Consider the following 15134-nt stretch of genomic DNA (forward strand, 5'->3'; position numbering starts at 1 on the left):
GGGGCGGGGGGGGTCAGGGGGGGCCGGGGCCCGCCGTGTGGGGGCGGCCGTGGGGGGCCCCCTCCACGGTTATCTGCCGACCGGCCGGAACGCCATGGTCGGGGCCTCGCCCATGACCGATTCCGGCTGCATGACACCGCCGTCGGCCCAGAGCTTCGACCGGCCCAGCAGCACTCCGGAGTAGAGCTCCACCACGTCGTCGGCGGCCAGCACCCGGGTCTCGTCCCGGCGCAGGGTGAGCCGCTGGCCGTCGTCGAACGACCCGCCGAGGCGGATGCCGGTGCCGTTCATGCTGATGTCCTGCGCGGTCACCTCGGTGCCGCGCAGCGTCAGCATGACGTGCCCACGGCTGATCCACTTGCGGGCGGCGTCGGTGAGCCACTGCCCCAGCATCACCCCGGAGCCGCCCTCCGGCGCCCGGCCGATCACGGCGGGCAGGTCCTCGGAGACCACGAACCGCTGCCGGATCACGCCGTCGATGCGGACCGAGAAGACCTCGGTCGCCGGGCGCGGCCCGACGTCCCTGAGTCGCTCGCCGTGCCGCGGGCAGGTCGGCACGCCGGCTCGCAGCGTCGGCGGCGGCTGCGACACCGGGCTGGTGTAGGTGCGCATGTCGGCGAACGGGCTGTCCGCGTCACCGCCGTCGCCGTAGCTGTTGCAGCTCAGCGACGCGCAGCGCCACACCCGGGCGAGCAGGCGCTCGCCCAGCGGGGAGCGCGGCACCGGAGGCGCCACCTCGCCCCGGCCGACCCGGGCCACCAGCGTCGGGCCGCCCTGGGCCGACACGAGGGCGAGCAGCCGGCCCGGCTCGGTCACCCAGGGACGGCCGGCCCGGAAGCGGTCCTCCCGGTCACGGGTGAGCACCGGCAGGCCCAGCATCTCGGCCACCTCCAGCACCCGATCGCCGACCTGCGGCACAACCTCGACCTTGCCGTCGTCGGCCCAGCGGCGCACCACCATGCGTTCGTTCGACGTGAGATCGGTGTCGGAGAGCAGACCGTGTGGCGTGACCACGTAAACCGGGACGTTCTCCTCGGAGACATACCGGCCGAGCGCGTCGACGAGCAGGCCGAGCCGGACCAGACTGGCCGGGCGCCCGCCGTCCAGGTCGGCGTAACGGACGACTTCCGCCAGATCGACCACAGCCCGGGCGAGTGCCGGATCGGTGGTGAGCCGGGCCTCGATGGCGTCGAGGACCTTGCTGACCTCGAATCTCACGAGTCCTCCCCCTGTACAAGCGCGTGCTGACCCTTCGACCCATCATGCCCCGCCCATGATCGGCCGGGAAATCGGGCCGGTGATTGTCGGAGCCTGCGGCTATGGTGGGCGCCGTTCGACACATCGACGGGGAGACACACATCATGAGGTTCCAACGGCTGGCCGCCGCGACGGTGACGATCGCGGCCATCATCGGGCTCAGCGGCTGCGCGTCCGGGTCAACCGGGCCCACCGCGTCCACCGGGTCCACCGGGGCCGCGCCGGCGCCCAGTGCGTCGGTTACGCCGGTCGGCGACCCGCTCGCGGAGTTCATCACCGCGGCGAAGACGCTCGAGAAGGAGACGATGAGGTTCAGCATGACGATGCCGGGCGGCATCGACGCCTCCGGCTCGTTCGACCTGCCGGGCAGCAAGGCCGACATGACCATGACCATGGGCGCCGAGAAATTCGCCATGCGCCTGATCGGCAAGACCCTCTACATGAAGTACGACACCGAGTGGATGTCGCTCGACGTGTCCAAGCTGCCCGCCAACAGCCCGATGAATCCGTCGAACATGGCAGCGAACACGGAGTTTTACACCGAGGCCGCGACCAACGTGCAGCGCACCGGCGACTCGTTCAAGGGCACGCTCGACATCGCCAAGTCGCCGACCGCCGACGCGGAGTCGCTGAAGGCGCTGGGCGGCAAGAGCACCGAGGTCCCGTTCACCGCCGAGGTGGACGACAAGGGCCGGCTCATCGAGATGACCATCGACATGACTCAGCTGGCCCCCGCGGCCGGCAAGATGACCGCGAAGTACTACGACTTCGGGACCAAGGTCGTCGTGAAGGCCCCGCCCGCGTCCCAGGTGAAGCCGATGCCGAAGGAAATGCTCAAGATCCTCGCCGCGCAGGGCAAGACGACCAAGGCGTGACGTTACCGGTGGGCCCCTATCGGGTGCGCGGCGTCCACAGTGGCCGGGGCGCCGGCTGGTGTTCGTCGATCCACGCGTCGATGCGGGCCCACCAGTCGTAAAGCCACTCGATCCGCTCCTGCTCGCCGGTGGGCACGCCCTCCGGCGGCACGCTCCAGAAACGCATCACCAGCCGCTTGTCCATCGGCAGCTCGCGCCAGACGTCGGCGACGCTCATCATCCGGTCCAGGCCGGTGTGCGCGACGAAGATGACGCCGGCGTCCGGGGCCGCCTCGATCGCGGCGAGCAGGCCGCCCGGTTTCGGCGGCAGCAGGTTACGCAGGTCCTCGGCCCGGGTCGCCATGTCGTGCAGGCCGCGGGCCCGCAGCCGGGCGATGGCGCTGACCTTGCGGCGCGGGGTGAAGTTACCGCCCTCCGGGAAGATCACGAAGGCGTCGTTGTGGTCCAGGCCGGTGGCCAGATCGCCGATCTGCTCCTCCAACGTGGCCGTCCCGGTGCGGCCCGGCGAGATGAAACGGTTGGGCAGGCGGTTGAGCAGCACGTCCACCGCGGGGTCCCACTGCAGGGCGGCTTTCAGCACGATCCGCGGTTCCCGGGCGAACCAGTTGACCAGCGCGTGGATCAGGGTGAACGAGTCACCGGGGCCGGCGTGCCGGCTCACCACGATCTCCGGGCGGCCGGGCTGGGCGGTGTCCGGGTCGGTGCCGACCACGTCGATCTCCAGGTGCAGCGACCAGCGCGCGAACCAGAACAGCACGCCCAGGAAACGCCCGGTCAGCACGTAGTGGGCCCGCTGGAACCAGGGCCCGCGGATGCGCCGGCCGCAACCCGAGGCGAGCCAGAGCAGCCCGAGGGCGATCAGCGCCACCGCGTCCCACACCAGATAGACGATCAGCAGGAAGACCAGCCGGGGCACCCGGAGACGGCCCGGCACCAGGGGTGAGACGGCGAGCGCGAGGAACAGCCAGACCGGCAGAGTGGTGAGCAGCGTGAACGCGACCAGCACGACGGCAGGGGCGATCACCAGCCGGCGGACCCAGACGGGCGGCATCAACGGCTCCCGGCCTCGGGCAACGGGTGCACGTTCGCCTGCAGATAACGCCGGGACACGGTGTAGGCGCGGCTGATCCGGCGGCCGACCGCGGCCATGTCCCGGTACGCCCACGGCGAGTCGTCCCGTCCCTCACCGCCGCCGCTCGGAAGCACATGCACCCGTACATCGTCCGGCAGCGACGCAAGCTCGCGGGCGAACCGGTGCCGCCGGGCGATCTCGAACGCCACCTGCGCCACCTCCCACGGCCGTTTCGGCACGCTGAGCTGTCGCTCCACCCGGCCGACCTGCAACACGAAGATCAGTTTCGCGCCGAGCCGGACCGCCTCGCCGATCGGGATCGAGTTGACGATGCCGCCGTCCACATAGTGCTCGCCCCCGATCTCCATCGGCGGGAGCAGCCCGGGCACCGCGGACGACGCCAGCACCGCCTCGACCAGCGGTCCACTGTCGAACCAGTGCTCGGCGGCCCGCTCGATGCTGGCCGCACAGCAGTGGAACGGCACCTTCAGGCCGGCGAACGTGGCCGACTCCCCCAGCTCGCGCTCCAGCAGGCGGCGCAGCGGAAGAGGTGAGTGCAGATGGGTCCGGGCCGCGAACCGGCGCATCTGACGGCCGATCGAGTCGCCGTAGACCGCCGCCGCCTCCGGCGACGTCCACAGCCGGACCAGGCGCTCGGTGACCGGCTCGCTGGGGTCGGAGGCGACCAGCGCGCCGTTGACCGCGCCGATCGAGGTGCCGACCACCACGTCCGGCCGGAACCCGGCCCGGAACAGGGCCCGCAACATCCCGACCTCGACCGCGCCGAGGACGCCCCCACCGCCGAGCACGAACGCCACCGGACCGTCGATCATGAGTCCATCCTCCCACCAGGCTCTGCTTCGCCACGGGGGCAGGAGCAAGGCGTGGCCCGGCCGTCCCTTCCACGACAGCCTTGCCTTGACGCCGGTGTCAGGGCATACCGTCGGCCCATGCTGATCGGAGAGCTGGCCGAGCGGGCCGGCACCAGCCCTCGCACGCTGCGCTACTACGAGGAGCACGGGCTGGTCCGCCCGAGCCGGGACGCCAACGGCTACCGGCAGTACGACGACGCCGAACTGCGCGTGGTGACCGAGATCCGGGCGCTGCTCGCCGACGGCTTCGGCGTGGACGACATCAAGCCCTTCGTCGCCTGCCTGCGGGCGGGCAACAGCTCCGGTCACGTGTGCCCGGACTCGGTGGCGGTGCTGCGACGCCGGCTCGCCGAGGTGGACGGATACCTGGACCAGCTCACCGTGATCCGCGACAGACTGCAGACCCAGTTGAAGGAAGTCAGATGCCAGATGACGCCCTGATCACCGTCACCGACGACACGTTCGCCGCGACCGTGCTGGCCGAGACCACCCCGGTGCTCGTCGACTTCTGGGCGCAATGGTGCCCGCCGTGCGGCCCGCTGGCACGCGTCCTGGGCGAACTGGCCGAGGAGTTCCGCGACCGGATGCTGATCGCGAAACTCGACGTGGACGCCAACCCGGCGACCACCATCACCTACCGGGTGCACTCCATGCCGACGCTGCTCTTCTTCACCGGCGGCGTGGTCACCGCGACGATCGTCGGCGCCCGGCCGAAGTCGCTGCTGCGGCAGGCCATGACGAACGCGCTCACGCCGTACGTGAACAGCTAGTCAGTCCAGCTCCGGCATGGCGACCGGCTGGGGCCGGGGGCGGCAGGTGCCGCACTGCACCGCGTCCTCGACCACCAGCGCCTCGGCCCGGTCCCGCCGCGCCGAGCGGGTCACCTCCAGGAGGTACGGCCCGAACCGCGCGTGTTGGGCGCACACCCCGCGGCCGCAGAACCGGCACGTCGCCCGCGCCGCCTCGGCACAGAACCAGCACAACATGGGCGGTCACTCCTCACTCGTCGTCGTGGAGGACCGCCCATGATCAGTCGTCGGACGAGTCCGATGGCGTGGTGCCGGCGGTCGGCGTCGTGGTCGTGGTGCCGGCCGTCGGCGTCGTGGTCGTGGTGCCGGCCGTCGGGGTCGTGGTCGTGGTGCCGGTGGTCGGGTTGGACGCCGGATTGGTCGTCCGGGTGACGGTCGGCCGGCTGCTCGGGACCGTGGTCGTCGTGGCGCCTGTCGTCGGCCGGGACGTCGGCCGGGAGGTCCGGCCGCTGGTCGTGGTGGTCGCCGTCGTCGGCTCCTCACCGTCGACGGGCTCGTCCGTCGTACTCGGCACGGTAGTAGGGGTCGTCGAGGGCGCCGGAAGCTCGGACGGGAACGTCTCCTCGACCGACTCCTCGTTCGGTTTCGTCTCGGTCGGCGGCTTGACCGGCACGCCGTCCCCGCAGGTCAGCTCACCACCGGCGGCCTGGCTGCCGGATCCGCCGACGGTGACCGTCCCGGTCGAGACGGCGACCTGCGCGGGGTCGACCGCGAACCAGGCCCGGCCGCCACTGACGACCTCGCCCTGACTGCGGGCGACGGCCAGGGCCAGCGGCTCGAACGCCCCGCTGGGGCTGCTCGTGTCGGCCAGCAGGCGGCCGTTCTCCAGAGTGAGCCGCCCGGACGGGGCTGAGGTGCGTCCGCTCGCCACCTCGACGCCGTTGACCTCGACACGCGACCCACCGCAGAGCACCACGGCAGCCCCGCCCGGGAAGGTCAGCAGAGCCACAGCCTTGCCGGGCACCTCGATCTTGGCGCCGGCGGCCAGATAGCGACGGTCACCCGGCACCAGCGACACCGGATCCCGGTCGGCGTTCGCGGTGACGGCGCCCCGCTGCACGCTCAGCAGTACCCGCTCGGCCGGCATCTCGGCCCACGCCGGACCGCTGCGTACGTTGATCAGCACGCTGCCGAGCGCGAAGACCAGCAGCATGCTCACGAAGCCCCACATGCGGCGCTCGAAGTGGCGGTCCACGTCGTACTGCTCGTCGGCGTCCGGCGGGCCGGGTGGGACCGCGAGCGGCGGGTGCGCCGAGCCCGGCCGTCCCACCGCCGGGGTGCTGGGCCGCAGCGACGGCATCGGGACGCCGGGGCCGTACGCGCCGATCAGCGGCGGCAGGCTCGAGGCGTCCGGGATGACCCAGAGCCGCACCGGGGTCCGGGCCTGCGCCACCATGCCGGGGCTGCCGTCACCGACCGGCCCGACCAGGGTGCCGCGGCGCAACTCGACACCGTCGGGCATGGCGATCACCCCGGACTCGACCACCACCGCATGGGTGGGGCCGGGCAGGATGACCGGCGCGCCCGGGTCCAGGTCGACCGGGTGCGCGGCCGCGATCAGCGCCAGCCGCTGGTCCTCCTCCAGCGCGGCGAGCGCCGGGGTGTCGGCGAAGAGCGCCTCCGCCTCGGCGCGCTCCTGTGGCGGCGGGCCGGGCATCGGGCCGACCACGGTCGCCACCGTCGAGGCGGGCAGGGACAGCAGGGTGACGCCCGCGGTGTGCCAGTCGAGCTGAGGGCTGCGCCCGGTGAGCGCGGTGGCCAGGCCGACCACACCGCCGGGGCCGACGTGGTGACGGATGGTGCCACCGGGGTCGCCGGGGCGGCGGCCGTGCAGGGCGCCCTCGACCACCAGATAGACGGCGCCCTGGGTCTCTCCGGCCAGCACCAGCTGACGGCCGGTGGGCGGACGCGACCAGCGGGCCCGGGTGGCCAGGGCCTGCAGCGACGGCTCGGGCAGGCCGCCCAGCTCGGAGGCGCGCAACGCGACCACCCGGCGGGGCAGGTCGGCCTCCCGGTCACGCTCGGCGGCCCGCTGCCGCAGCCGGCGGGCCGCCCGCAGGACCCGGCCGAGCAGGAAGTAGAGCGGTGGGGCCACCACGCCCAGCACGATCACGAACAGCAGCAGCAGGCCGCCGACGCCCTCGTACCAGAGGCCGACGACCAGACCGAGGATCCGGTCGGTCCACAGCCGGTAGCCGAGGCCGATCGCGCTGACCAGCCAGAGCAGCCCGAGCACGCCGTAGAGGGCGACCAGGCGGCCCTCCCGGTCCAGGGCGGTCCACCGGGGCCCCCGGCGCCGCAGCCGGCCGGCCATCCACGACAGGCCGCGGGCCCGTACGTCCGGGATCTCCAGCCAGTCCATCAGCAGGTACTTGCCGTCCAGGGGCAGCAGCGGGCTGAGGTTGAAGAAGGTGTGCAGGTAGAAGAGGAAGGCCAGTTTGAAGGCGAGGCCCGCGACGGCCGGCACGGCGAAGCCGGTGATCTGGACCAGGCCGGCCAGGCCCAGCGCGGTGGCCGGCCCGGCAGCGGTGACGGCGAGCCGGGCCCGCCGCCCCGCCATCCAGACGTCGCTGGTGTCGGCGAAGACCGAGGGGATGCCGAAATAGAGCATCAGCCCGGCGGCCGGGACTTCCCGGCCGACCCGTTTCGCCGCGAGAGCGTGACCGAACTCGTGCGCGGCCAGCACGCACACGTTCAACAGCATCAGGGTGACCGCACCCAGCAGGTAGGAGTCGCCGACCAGGAAGAGGGACCGGCTCCCCCGCTGCCAGGTGGCCGCGAACAGCAGCAGGCCGGCCACCGCCACCAGGGCCCCGGCCCAGACGGCGGCACGGGTGAACAGGAACCGGCCGGCCGTCCGGTAGAGCGTGGTGACCATCGCGTCCACCGGGACGGACAGGACCACCCGGCCCCGCACGGCGGCGGCCAGCGAGTCGCCCACCCGGCGCGGCAGCGGTTCCCGGCTCATCTCGCGCAGCGGGCGGAAGGCGTCCACCGGCAGTTCTTCGAGCATCCGGTTGGCGGCCAGGTCGGCGACGACCCGGCGGACCTGGTCGGGCGCGAGACGGCCGGCGATCCGGGCGAACTCGGCGACCAGCCGGGCCACCGTGCTGTCGCCGTCCATCATCAGGGCCAGCTGGTACTCCTCCGGGGTGAGCCGGAGGTACGAGCTGCGGCCGCCGTCCTCGGGGGAACGCAGCATCACGTAACGGCCGCCGCGGACAGCGGTGCGGTGCCGGACCTCGATCCCGGAACGCAGGATCGGGCGGGCGCTGGCCGGGTCGAGCCGGTCAGCGACGGTGTGCCAGAGCCCGGTGTCGGCCGGCCCGGATGGTACCCCCGGAGCCCGACCGGCCAGGGCTTCCCAGACATTGGTCCGGGTTTCGACATACGTCAACTCAGGGGGCCTTTCACTCCGCCGTTGAGATCCTCGCCAGCCGCATGGAGATCCTCACCGGCCGCGAACGGCCGGCGCCGTGCCCGCCTGGGCGAACACCGCACGATCGCACCAGCGGACGAGGCTTCGCCGATGGCGAATGGAGATTAGGCGGTCCCCTCCGGGAACGCGAGGCCCGCGTGGGGAAACCTTCCCCTTAAACCCGAAAGGTCCTGAATCTCGTGGCACACAGCGATACGGCGGGTGACGCGCCCACCCCCGGGCACGTCACCCGCCGTAGCGGAGGAGGGAATGCTTACTGGGCCTCCTGCAGGGTGACCGTCACGGTCTGCTCGCTGCCGTTGCGGGTGAAGGTCAGGGTCATCTGCTGGCCGACGGTGCCCGCCTGGACGGCCGCGACGAGGTCGTCGGAGTCGTCGATCGCCTTGCCGTCCACCTTGGTGACCACATCGCCGCGCTGGAGCTGGGCCTTGGCGGCGGCGCTGTTCTCGACCACCGCGCTGACCACGGCGCCGCCGTTCTCGGCATTGGTGACGCTGACGCCGAGCGCCGGGTGGCTGACCTTCTTGCCCTGCATCAGCTCCTCGGCGACCTGCTTCGCCTTGTTGCTCGGGATGGCGAAGCCGAGACCGATGTTGCCGGTGCCCGCACCGGAGGTGGCGATCGCCGAGTTGATGCCGATCACCTCGCCGTTGGTGTTGACCAGGGCGCCACCGGAGTTGCCCGGGTTGATCGGGGCGTCGGTCTGCAGCAGGCCGGTCATCGTGGGCGACCCCTGCTGCTGTGGCTGCTGACCCCAGGGGCTCTGCGGCTCCTCACGCCCGCCGCCGGCCTGGATGGCGCGGTCCTTGGCGCTGATGATGCCGGCGGTCACCGAGCCCTGCAGACCGAGCGGGCTGCCCAGCGCGAGGACGGTGTCACCGACCTGGATCTGCGAGCTGTTGCCGAAGGTGCCGGCCTTGAGCGAGGAGACGCCCTCGGCCTTGATCACGGCGAGGTCGGTGCGCTCGTCGGTGCCGATCACCTTGGCGGTGGTTTTGGTGCCGTTCGCGAAGATCACCGTCACGTTCGCGCTCTGCGCGGTCGAGACGACGTGGTTGTTGGTCACGATGTAACCGTCGGCGGTCAGCACCACGCCGGAGCCCTCGCCCGAGCCGGTGGTGATCGAGACGACGCTGTCCTGCACGGCGGCGGCGATCTGGGCCAGCGACGAGCGGTCCACCACCCGGGTGACCGACGAGTTGCCGGTCTGCACGCTGTTGGGCCTGCCGTCGTCGTCCATGGCCAACGCGGTGGCGGCGCCGATCCCGCCCGAGGCCAGCGCGATCAGCACGGCCGCCGCTCCGGCGACGAAGATCTTCCGGCCCTGGCCGGGACGCCGCTGGTCGCCCGCTCCGGGAGGCTGGTTCCAGCCGGGCGGGACGTTGCCGCCGGCGCCGGCGGCCTGTGCGGCCGCGGCGGCGTGCCAGGCCTGGTACGCCGCCTGCTGCTGCGCGTAATCCTGGTAACCGGGCTGCTGGCCGTAGCCCTGCGGGGACTGGTAGGCGTAGTGCGGCTGCTCGTAGGGCACTCCGCTGGCCGGCTGGGCGGTCACCGGCTGGCCCGACACGGGATGCGCCGGCAGCGACTGGGTGGGCGCGGGCTGAGCCGATACCGGTTGGGCCGATACCGGTTGGGCCGACACCGGATGCGTCGACATGGGCTGGGCCGACATGGGCTGGGCCGACACGGGCTGGGCCGCGGTCGGCTCGCCGGAGGCGGGCTGCTGCGGTTGCCAGCTCGGCTTCTGCGCCCAGGCGCTGGTCTGCTCGGGTGCCGCGGACTGGGGAGCACCCGACTGCGGGGCAACCGGCGGCTGCGCAAGCGTCGGCTGCTCAGACTCCACCCGCTCCGCGCTGGTGTTGTCAGCGGCGGCGTCCGCGGGCCGCGGGTTGGTCTCGTTCTCGCTCATGTATCTCACTCTGCCCCGTCGGACTCGTACCGAACTGAGTTACTCCTGGACGTTTTCTGTGAACTCTTTGTCGGGATTTATGGTCGGCAAAGTGACGCGGAAGGTCGCTCCCCGGCCCGCCTCCGACAGCACCTCGACGGTTCCCTCGTGGGCCCGCACGATCGCGGCCACGATAGCCAGTCCCAGGCCGGTGCCGGTGGCCTCCCGATCGGTCTTGCGGGTGCGCGCCTCGTCCACCCGGTAGAAGCGCTCGAACACGCGCTCGGTCTGCTCCGGGCTCAGACCGGGTCCGGTATCCGACACCTCGACCACCGCGTGGTCGCCCTCCCCGGCGAACAGCCGCAGCGCGACCGAGGCGCCGGCGGGCGTGTGGACCAGGGCGTTGGTCATCAGGTTGCCGATCACCTGGCGCAGCCGGGCGTCGTCGCCGTACGCCACCAGCCGGTCCGCCGGATCCCGCACCTCCAGGTCGATCCGCCGGTCCGGCGCCATCGCCTGCGCCGCCTCCACCGCGTCCATCGCCAGGACCAGCAGCTCCACCGGCGCCAGGGTGAGCGGCCGCTCCCGGTCGAGCCGGGCCAGCAGAAGCAGGTCCTCGACGAGCAGTCCCATCCGGGCCGCCTCGTCCTCGATCCGCCGGACCAACTGGGCCACCTGCTCCGGATCGGAGACCGCGCCCTGCCGGTACAGCTCGGCGAACCCGCGGATGGTGGTCAGCGGCGTGCGCAGTTCGTGGGAGGCGTCGGCGACGAACTGCCGCATCTTGCCCTCCGACTGCAGGGCCTTCGCCTCCGACTCCAGAGCGCGGGCCTCGGACTCCAGCGCGCGAGCCTCGGACACCTGCGCCGCCTCGGCCGCCTGCCGGGCCGCCTGCTCGGATTGGGCCCGGGCCAGGAAGGCCGCCTCGATCTGGGCGAGCATCGCGTTCAGCGCCTCGGAGAGCCGGCCCAGCTCGGTGGTCGGGTGACCGCCGGCCTCCTCCGGGTCGGGCACCCGCCGGGTGAGGTCGCCGGCCGCGATCGCGGCGGCGGTGCGCTCGACCTGGAGCAGCGGGATCAGGCTCTGCCGCACCAGCGCGGCGCCGACCATGGCCAGGGCGATCAGCACGCCGACACCGACCAGGATGTCCACCAGGACCAGCCGGGCGATCACGTCGTCGACCCCGGTCATCCGCTGGCCGACGTGCATGACCGCGTCGTCCGAGAGGCGGATGACCAGCATCCGCCACATGTACTTACCGTTCTGGCCCTTGACCGTGTACGGCTTGTTCGCGACCCTCTCGATGGTCTCCACGCCGTACAGCAGCTTGGGGGTGTCTTCTCTGGCGATGCCCGCGCCGCGACTGCGGATCGCGGCCTCACCGCTGACCGCGGTGAAGGCGACGAGATGACCGGGAGGCGCGTACACCGCCTTGTAATGCAGACTTGCCAGTTCCGCCTCGGCGCCGCTGGCCGTCTCCACCAGTTGCTGATCGAGGCGGGTCATCATGTAGTCGTTCAGTAAGTAGCTGCTGGCGGCGCTGATCAGGGTGAGCGCGGCGAGCACCAGCACCAGCACCGAGGCGACCAGCTTGGTCTGGAGCGAGATCCGGCGCAGCCCCCTGTTGCGCGGCATCCGGCTGCGGACCCGCTCCGTGAGAGTCATTTCCGGGCCTAGACCGCTGGCTTGCGCAGCACGTAGCCCACGCCGCGCAGCGTGTGGATCAGGCGCGGCTGCACGTTGTCGACCTTGCGGCGAAGATAGGAGATGTAGGACTCGACGATGTTGTCGTCACCGCGGAAGTCGTATTTCCACACGTGGTCGAGGATCTGCGCCTTGGAGAGCACCCGGTTGGCGTTGAGCATCAGATAGCGCAGCAGCTTGAACTCGGTCGGCGAGAGCTGCACCCGGGAACCGGCCCGGTAGACCTCGTGCGTCTCCTCGTCGAGCTCGAGGTCGGCGAAGACCAGGCGGGACGGCTGCTCGTCGCCGGCGTTGGTGCGGCGCAGCACCGCCCGGATCCGGGCGGTGAGCTCCTCCAGGCTGAACGGCTTGGTCACGTAGTCGTCGCCGCCCAGGGTCAGGCCGCGGATCTTGTCATCGGTGCCGTCGCGGGCGGTGAGGAACACCACCGGCGTCCGCTGCCCGCCCTCGCGCATCAGCCGGATCACCTCGAAGCCGTCCAGGTCGGGCAGCATCACGTCGAGAACGACCAGGTCGGGAGTGGAACTGCGGGCGGCGCTGACGGCAGCGCTGCCGCTCATCGCGGTGGTCACCTCGAACCCGGCGAAGCGGAGACTGGCGGACAGCAACTCGAGGATGTTGGCGTCGTCCTCGACGACGAGCAGCTTCGCCTCGCTCTGCTTGGGCTGGGTCTGGGTAGCCATGGCGCCATTGTTTCTCCGGCCGCTGCGCCATGCCTGCACACTCGCTGAAAATTGTCTGTGAGCCTGCACAAAGCGTCACGCGGCCAGGTGATAACCCCCACCGGCTCGGCTGGCCTGCGCGGCACGGGCCAGGACACGCCGGTCCGCGCCCGGATCGGGCCGCAGCGCCGGGGCCGCCACCATGGTCAGGGTGAGGCGGCGGACACGGGCCACCCGCAGCACCGACGCGCCCAGGGTGTCCGCGCCCACGAACGACGCCTCGGTGGAGTCGTAGCCGATCGAGACCGGGACCACCGGGGCGCCCGCGTCGATCGCCGCCTGGAACAGCGCGGACCGGAAGCGGCCCTGCTCGGGGCCGCAGTAGGTCGTACCCTCCGGAAAGATCGCGATCGTGGAGCCGGCCCGCAGCGCGCCGGCGACCTCGGCCACCGTCTCCGGCAGCGCACGCGGCCGCGTGCGGTCGATGAAGATCGTGCCGGCGTGCACGGCGGCGCGGCCGATGCCGGCCCAGGCCCGGACCTCGTGCTTGGCCACCATCCGCACCGGCAGGATCGCGGCCATGGCGACCACGTCCAGCCAGGAGACGTGGTTGGCGACCAGCAGGCTTCCGGGACGCGGCTCGGGGCCTCGCCACACCGTCCGGACCCCGAGGACCGCGAGGATGCCGCGGGCCATGGCACGCAGCGCGACGCCGCGCAGCAGGGGCGTCAGGAGCAGACCCCCGAGGAGTACGGCCACCAAGCCCGTCAACCGCACCACGGTCGTCACCGGACCACTCCGGCGGAAATCGCCGTCCCGGCATTTGTCGTCGCACCCGGAGGCCGGGTACCACAGCGTGCCCCGCTCGCCCGCCGGGAAGGTCCCGGCAGCGGCCGGCCCCGTCGAGGCGGCCGTGCTGGCCGGCGTGGTCATGCTGGCCGGCACGGTCGTGGTCATCGCGACGCCCCGAGGAAGTGCCGCCGGTACCGCGGGTCGAGCCGGTCCATCGAGAAGAGCACGTAGAAGTCGGCACAGTCGAAGTCCGGGTCGTAGGCCGGCTCGCCGCACACCCAACTGCCCAGCCGCAGGTAGCCGCGCAGCAGCGGCGGCACCGCCACCTTGGGGTCGGCCTCGACATCCTCGGCCGGCATCCACGGGCGTCGCGGCCTGACCCGCAAGGCGGGCGGGGAGAGGTGCCTCCCGTTCACCCGGGCCCGCACGCCGGCGGCCGTCCGGCCACCGTCGTTCAGCGGCACCGAGGCGCAGCCGCCCAGCCAGCGCAGGTTGTTCAGGTGCAGGTAGCGGGCGATGCCGGCCCACATCAGGTTGACCACCGCACCGGACCGGTGGTCCGGGTGCACGCAGGAGCGGCCGATCTCCACCAGGTGGTCACGCAGCGGGCGCAGCGCGCTCAGATCGAACTCGGCGTCGGCGTAGCGGCGGCCGGCCAGTTCCGCGGCGCGCGGCGGCAGCATCCGGTAGGTGCCGACCACCTCGCCGCTCGCGTCGTCGCGAACGATCAGATGGTCGCAGAAGGCGTCGAACTCGTCGGCGTCGACACCCTCGGCGGTGCCGTCGAGCCGGGCGCCGAGCTCGCCGGCGAAGACGTCGTGGCGCAGGCGCTGCGCGGCCTCGACCAGACCGGGACCGTCGGCGAGGAGAAGCGAGTAGCCGCTGGTCCCGGTGGGTGCGGCGGCCGTCATGAGAACTGCCATGTGACCTGTGTAAGGGTGACAACTGCCGATGGCGTGTCGCCTCAGTGAACGGGCGCCATCGGTTTTACGCCGCGGAGATGTTCACCGGCGACGGGTGATCGCCGGCGGCGGGCGGAACGACGTGTGCGAAGGTCGGGGCATGATTGTCCCGGCTCGTTTCAACGGCCCGCCCGGCACCGGCAACGGCGGCTGGTGCGCGGGCGCCTTCGCCACCGCCGCCGGAGCACGGATCGGCGGCCCGGCCTTTCAGGTCACCCTGCGGGTGCCGCCGCCACTGGACACCGGACTGGAACTGCGGGACGGCACGGTCTGGGCCGGTGACAGCCTGGTCGCCGAGGTCACCGAGGTCGCCGACGCGGGCGCCGCCGTGCCTTCGGTCCCGCACGGCGAGGCGGTCGCGGCCGCCGGGGGCTTCCCCGGCTTCGCCGCTCACCCGTTTCCGGGCTGCTACGTCTGCGGCCCGGACCGTGCGCCCGGCGACGGCCTGCGGATCTTCCCGGGCCCGCTGCCCGGCGACCGTACGGCCGCGCCGTGGACGGTCCCGGACGGCGTCTCCACGGAGACCATGTGGGCCGCGCTGGACTGCCCGGGCGGATGGACGGCGATCGGCACGTCCGGCCGTGCCTTCGTACTGGGCCGGATCGCCGCGTCCGTCGGCGAACTGCCCGCCCCGGGTGCGGAGTGTGTGGTGGTCGGCGCCCTCTCCGGAGTGTCGGGCCGAAAGGCGACCGTCGATTCGTCGGTGTACGGCCCGGACGGCCGCCACCTCGCTCGCGCACGGGCGACCTGGCTCGCGTTGATCTAGTAGGTTGAGCGCTTCAGCTGACGGGGAAGGAGCCGC

Annotated in this window: 14 protein-coding genes; 4 read left to right on the forward strand and 10 right to left on the reverse strand. The window is 72.2% G+C overall.

Annotated elements, in window-relative coordinates:
• Window positions 1-69 precede the first annotated feature (69 nt).
• On the reverse strand, window positions 70-1218 hold the full coding sequence (locus QLQ12_RS04490; RefSeq protein WP_282757256.1) for an SAM domain-containing protein: 1149 nt from the start codon (window positions 1216-1218) through the stop codon (window positions 70-72).
• Window positions 1219-1361: 143 nt separating this feature from the next.
• Here QLQ12_RS04490 and QLQ12_RS04495 point away from each other — a divergent pair, with 143 nt between their 5' ends.
• Entirely contained in the window at window positions 1362-2132 is a 771-nt protein-coding gene (locus QLQ12_RS04495; RefSeq protein WP_282757258.1) for a hypothetical protein, read from the forward strand.
• A gap of 16 nt (window positions 2133-2148) precedes the next feature.
• Here the strand turns inward: QLQ12_RS04495 and QLQ12_RS04500 are convergent, their stop codons facing one another.
• Together QLQ12_RS04500 and QLQ12_RS04505 are read right to left on the reverse strand one after the other, a co-directional pair.
• A complete protein-coding gene (locus tag QLQ12_RS04500) occupies window positions 2149-3183 on the reverse strand; it encodes a 1-acyl-sn-glycerol-3-phosphate acyltransferase (protein ID WP_282757260.1) in 1035 nt (344 codons plus the stop codon).
• Complete coding sequence (locus QLQ12_RS04505; RefSeq protein WP_282757262.1) at window positions 3183-4037, reverse strand: patatin-like phospholipase family protein; 855 nt, start codon at window positions 4035-4037, stop codon at window positions 3183-3185. The genes QLQ12_RS04500 and QLQ12_RS04505 overlap by 1 nt, the downstream gene beginning before the upstream one ends.
• 117 nt (window positions 4038-4154) lie before the next feature.
• On the opposite strand from QLQ12_RS04505, the gene QLQ12_RS04510 reads away from it, so the two are divergent.
• Both QLQ12_RS04510 and QLQ12_RS04515 read left to right on the forward strand, forming a co-directional pair.
• Window positions 4155-4517, forward strand: coding sequence for a MerR family transcriptional regulator (locus QLQ12_RS04510; protein WP_282757264.1), 363 nt, complete (start codon window positions 4155-4157; stop codon window positions 4515-4517).
• Window positions 4499-4846 (forward strand): thioredoxin family protein, encoded by a 348-nt coding sequence (locus QLQ12_RS04515; protein ID WP_282757266.1) that lies wholly within the window; start codon window positions 4499-4501, stop codon window positions 4844-4846. The genes QLQ12_RS04510 and QLQ12_RS04515 overlap by 19 nt, the downstream gene beginning before the upstream one ends.
• Here the strand turns inward: QLQ12_RS04515 and QLQ12_RS04520 are convergent, their stop codons facing one another.
• The 7 genes from QLQ12_RS04520 to QLQ12_RS04550 form a co-directional block, all read right to left on the reverse strand.
• Window positions 4847-5062, reverse strand: a complete 216-nt coding sequence (locus tag QLQ12_RS04520) for a hypothetical protein (protein WP_282757268.1) — start codon at window positions 5060-5062, stop codon at window positions 4847-4849. It abuts the gene before it with no gap.
• A 43-nt stretch (window positions 5063-5105) separates the two neighbouring features.
• On the reverse strand, window positions 5106-8282 hold the full coding sequence (locus tag QLQ12_RS04525; protein ID WP_282757270.1) for a cyclic nucleotide-binding protein: 3177 nt from the start codon (window positions 8280-8282) through the stop codon (window positions 5106-5108).
• 295 nt (window positions 8283-8577) lie between these two features.
• The gene (locus QLQ12_RS04530) at window positions 8578-10233 is read right to left on the reverse strand and encodes a S1C family serine protease (RefSeq protein WP_282757272.1); all 1656 of its coding nucleotides are present in this window, start codon (window positions 10231-10233) and stop codon (window positions 8578-8580) included.
• 39 nt (window positions 10234-10272) lie between these two features.
• Window positions 10273-11877: a sensor histidine kinase gene (locus QLQ12_RS04535; protein ID WP_282757273.1), complete on the reverse strand. Its 1605-nt coding sequence runs from the start codon at window positions 11875-11877 to the stop codon at window positions 10273-10275.
• 8 nt (window positions 11878-11885) lie between these two features.
• A complete protein-coding gene (locus QLQ12_RS04540) occupies window positions 11886-12599 on the reverse strand; it encodes a response regulator transcription factor (RefSeq protein WP_282757275.1) in 714 nt (237 codons plus the stop codon).
• Window positions 12600-12674: 75 nt separating this feature from the next.
• On the reverse strand, window positions 12675-13535 hold the full coding sequence (locus QLQ12_RS04545; RefSeq protein ID WP_282757277.1) for a lysophospholipid acyltransferase family protein: 861 nt from the start codon (window positions 13533-13535) through the stop codon (window positions 12675-12677).
• Window positions 13532-14293, reverse strand: a complete 762-nt coding sequence (locus QLQ12_RS04550; protein WP_282757278.1) for a GNAT family N-acetyltransferase — start codon at window positions 14291-14293, stop codon at window positions 13532-13534. Before QLQ12_RS04550 ends, QLQ12_RS04545 begins: the two co-directional genes overlap by 4 nt.
• A gap of 139 nt (window positions 14294-14432) precedes the next feature.
• Here QLQ12_RS04550 and QLQ12_RS04555 point away from each other — a divergent pair, with 139 nt between their 5' ends.
• Window positions 14433-15098 carry a hypothetical protein gene (locus tag QLQ12_RS04555; RefSeq protein ID WP_282757279.1) on the forward strand — a complete coding sequence of 222 codons (666 nt, stop codon included), beginning with the start codon at window positions 14433-14435 and terminating at the stop codon, window positions 15096-15098.
• Window positions 15099-15134: the final 36 nt, after the last annotated feature.

The organism is Actinoplanes sandaracinus (assembly GCF_030009775.1).
GTDB classification, from domain to species: domain Bacteria; phylum Actinomycetota; class Actinomycetes; order Mycobacteriales; family Micromonosporaceae; genus Actinoplanes; species Actinoplanes sandaracinus.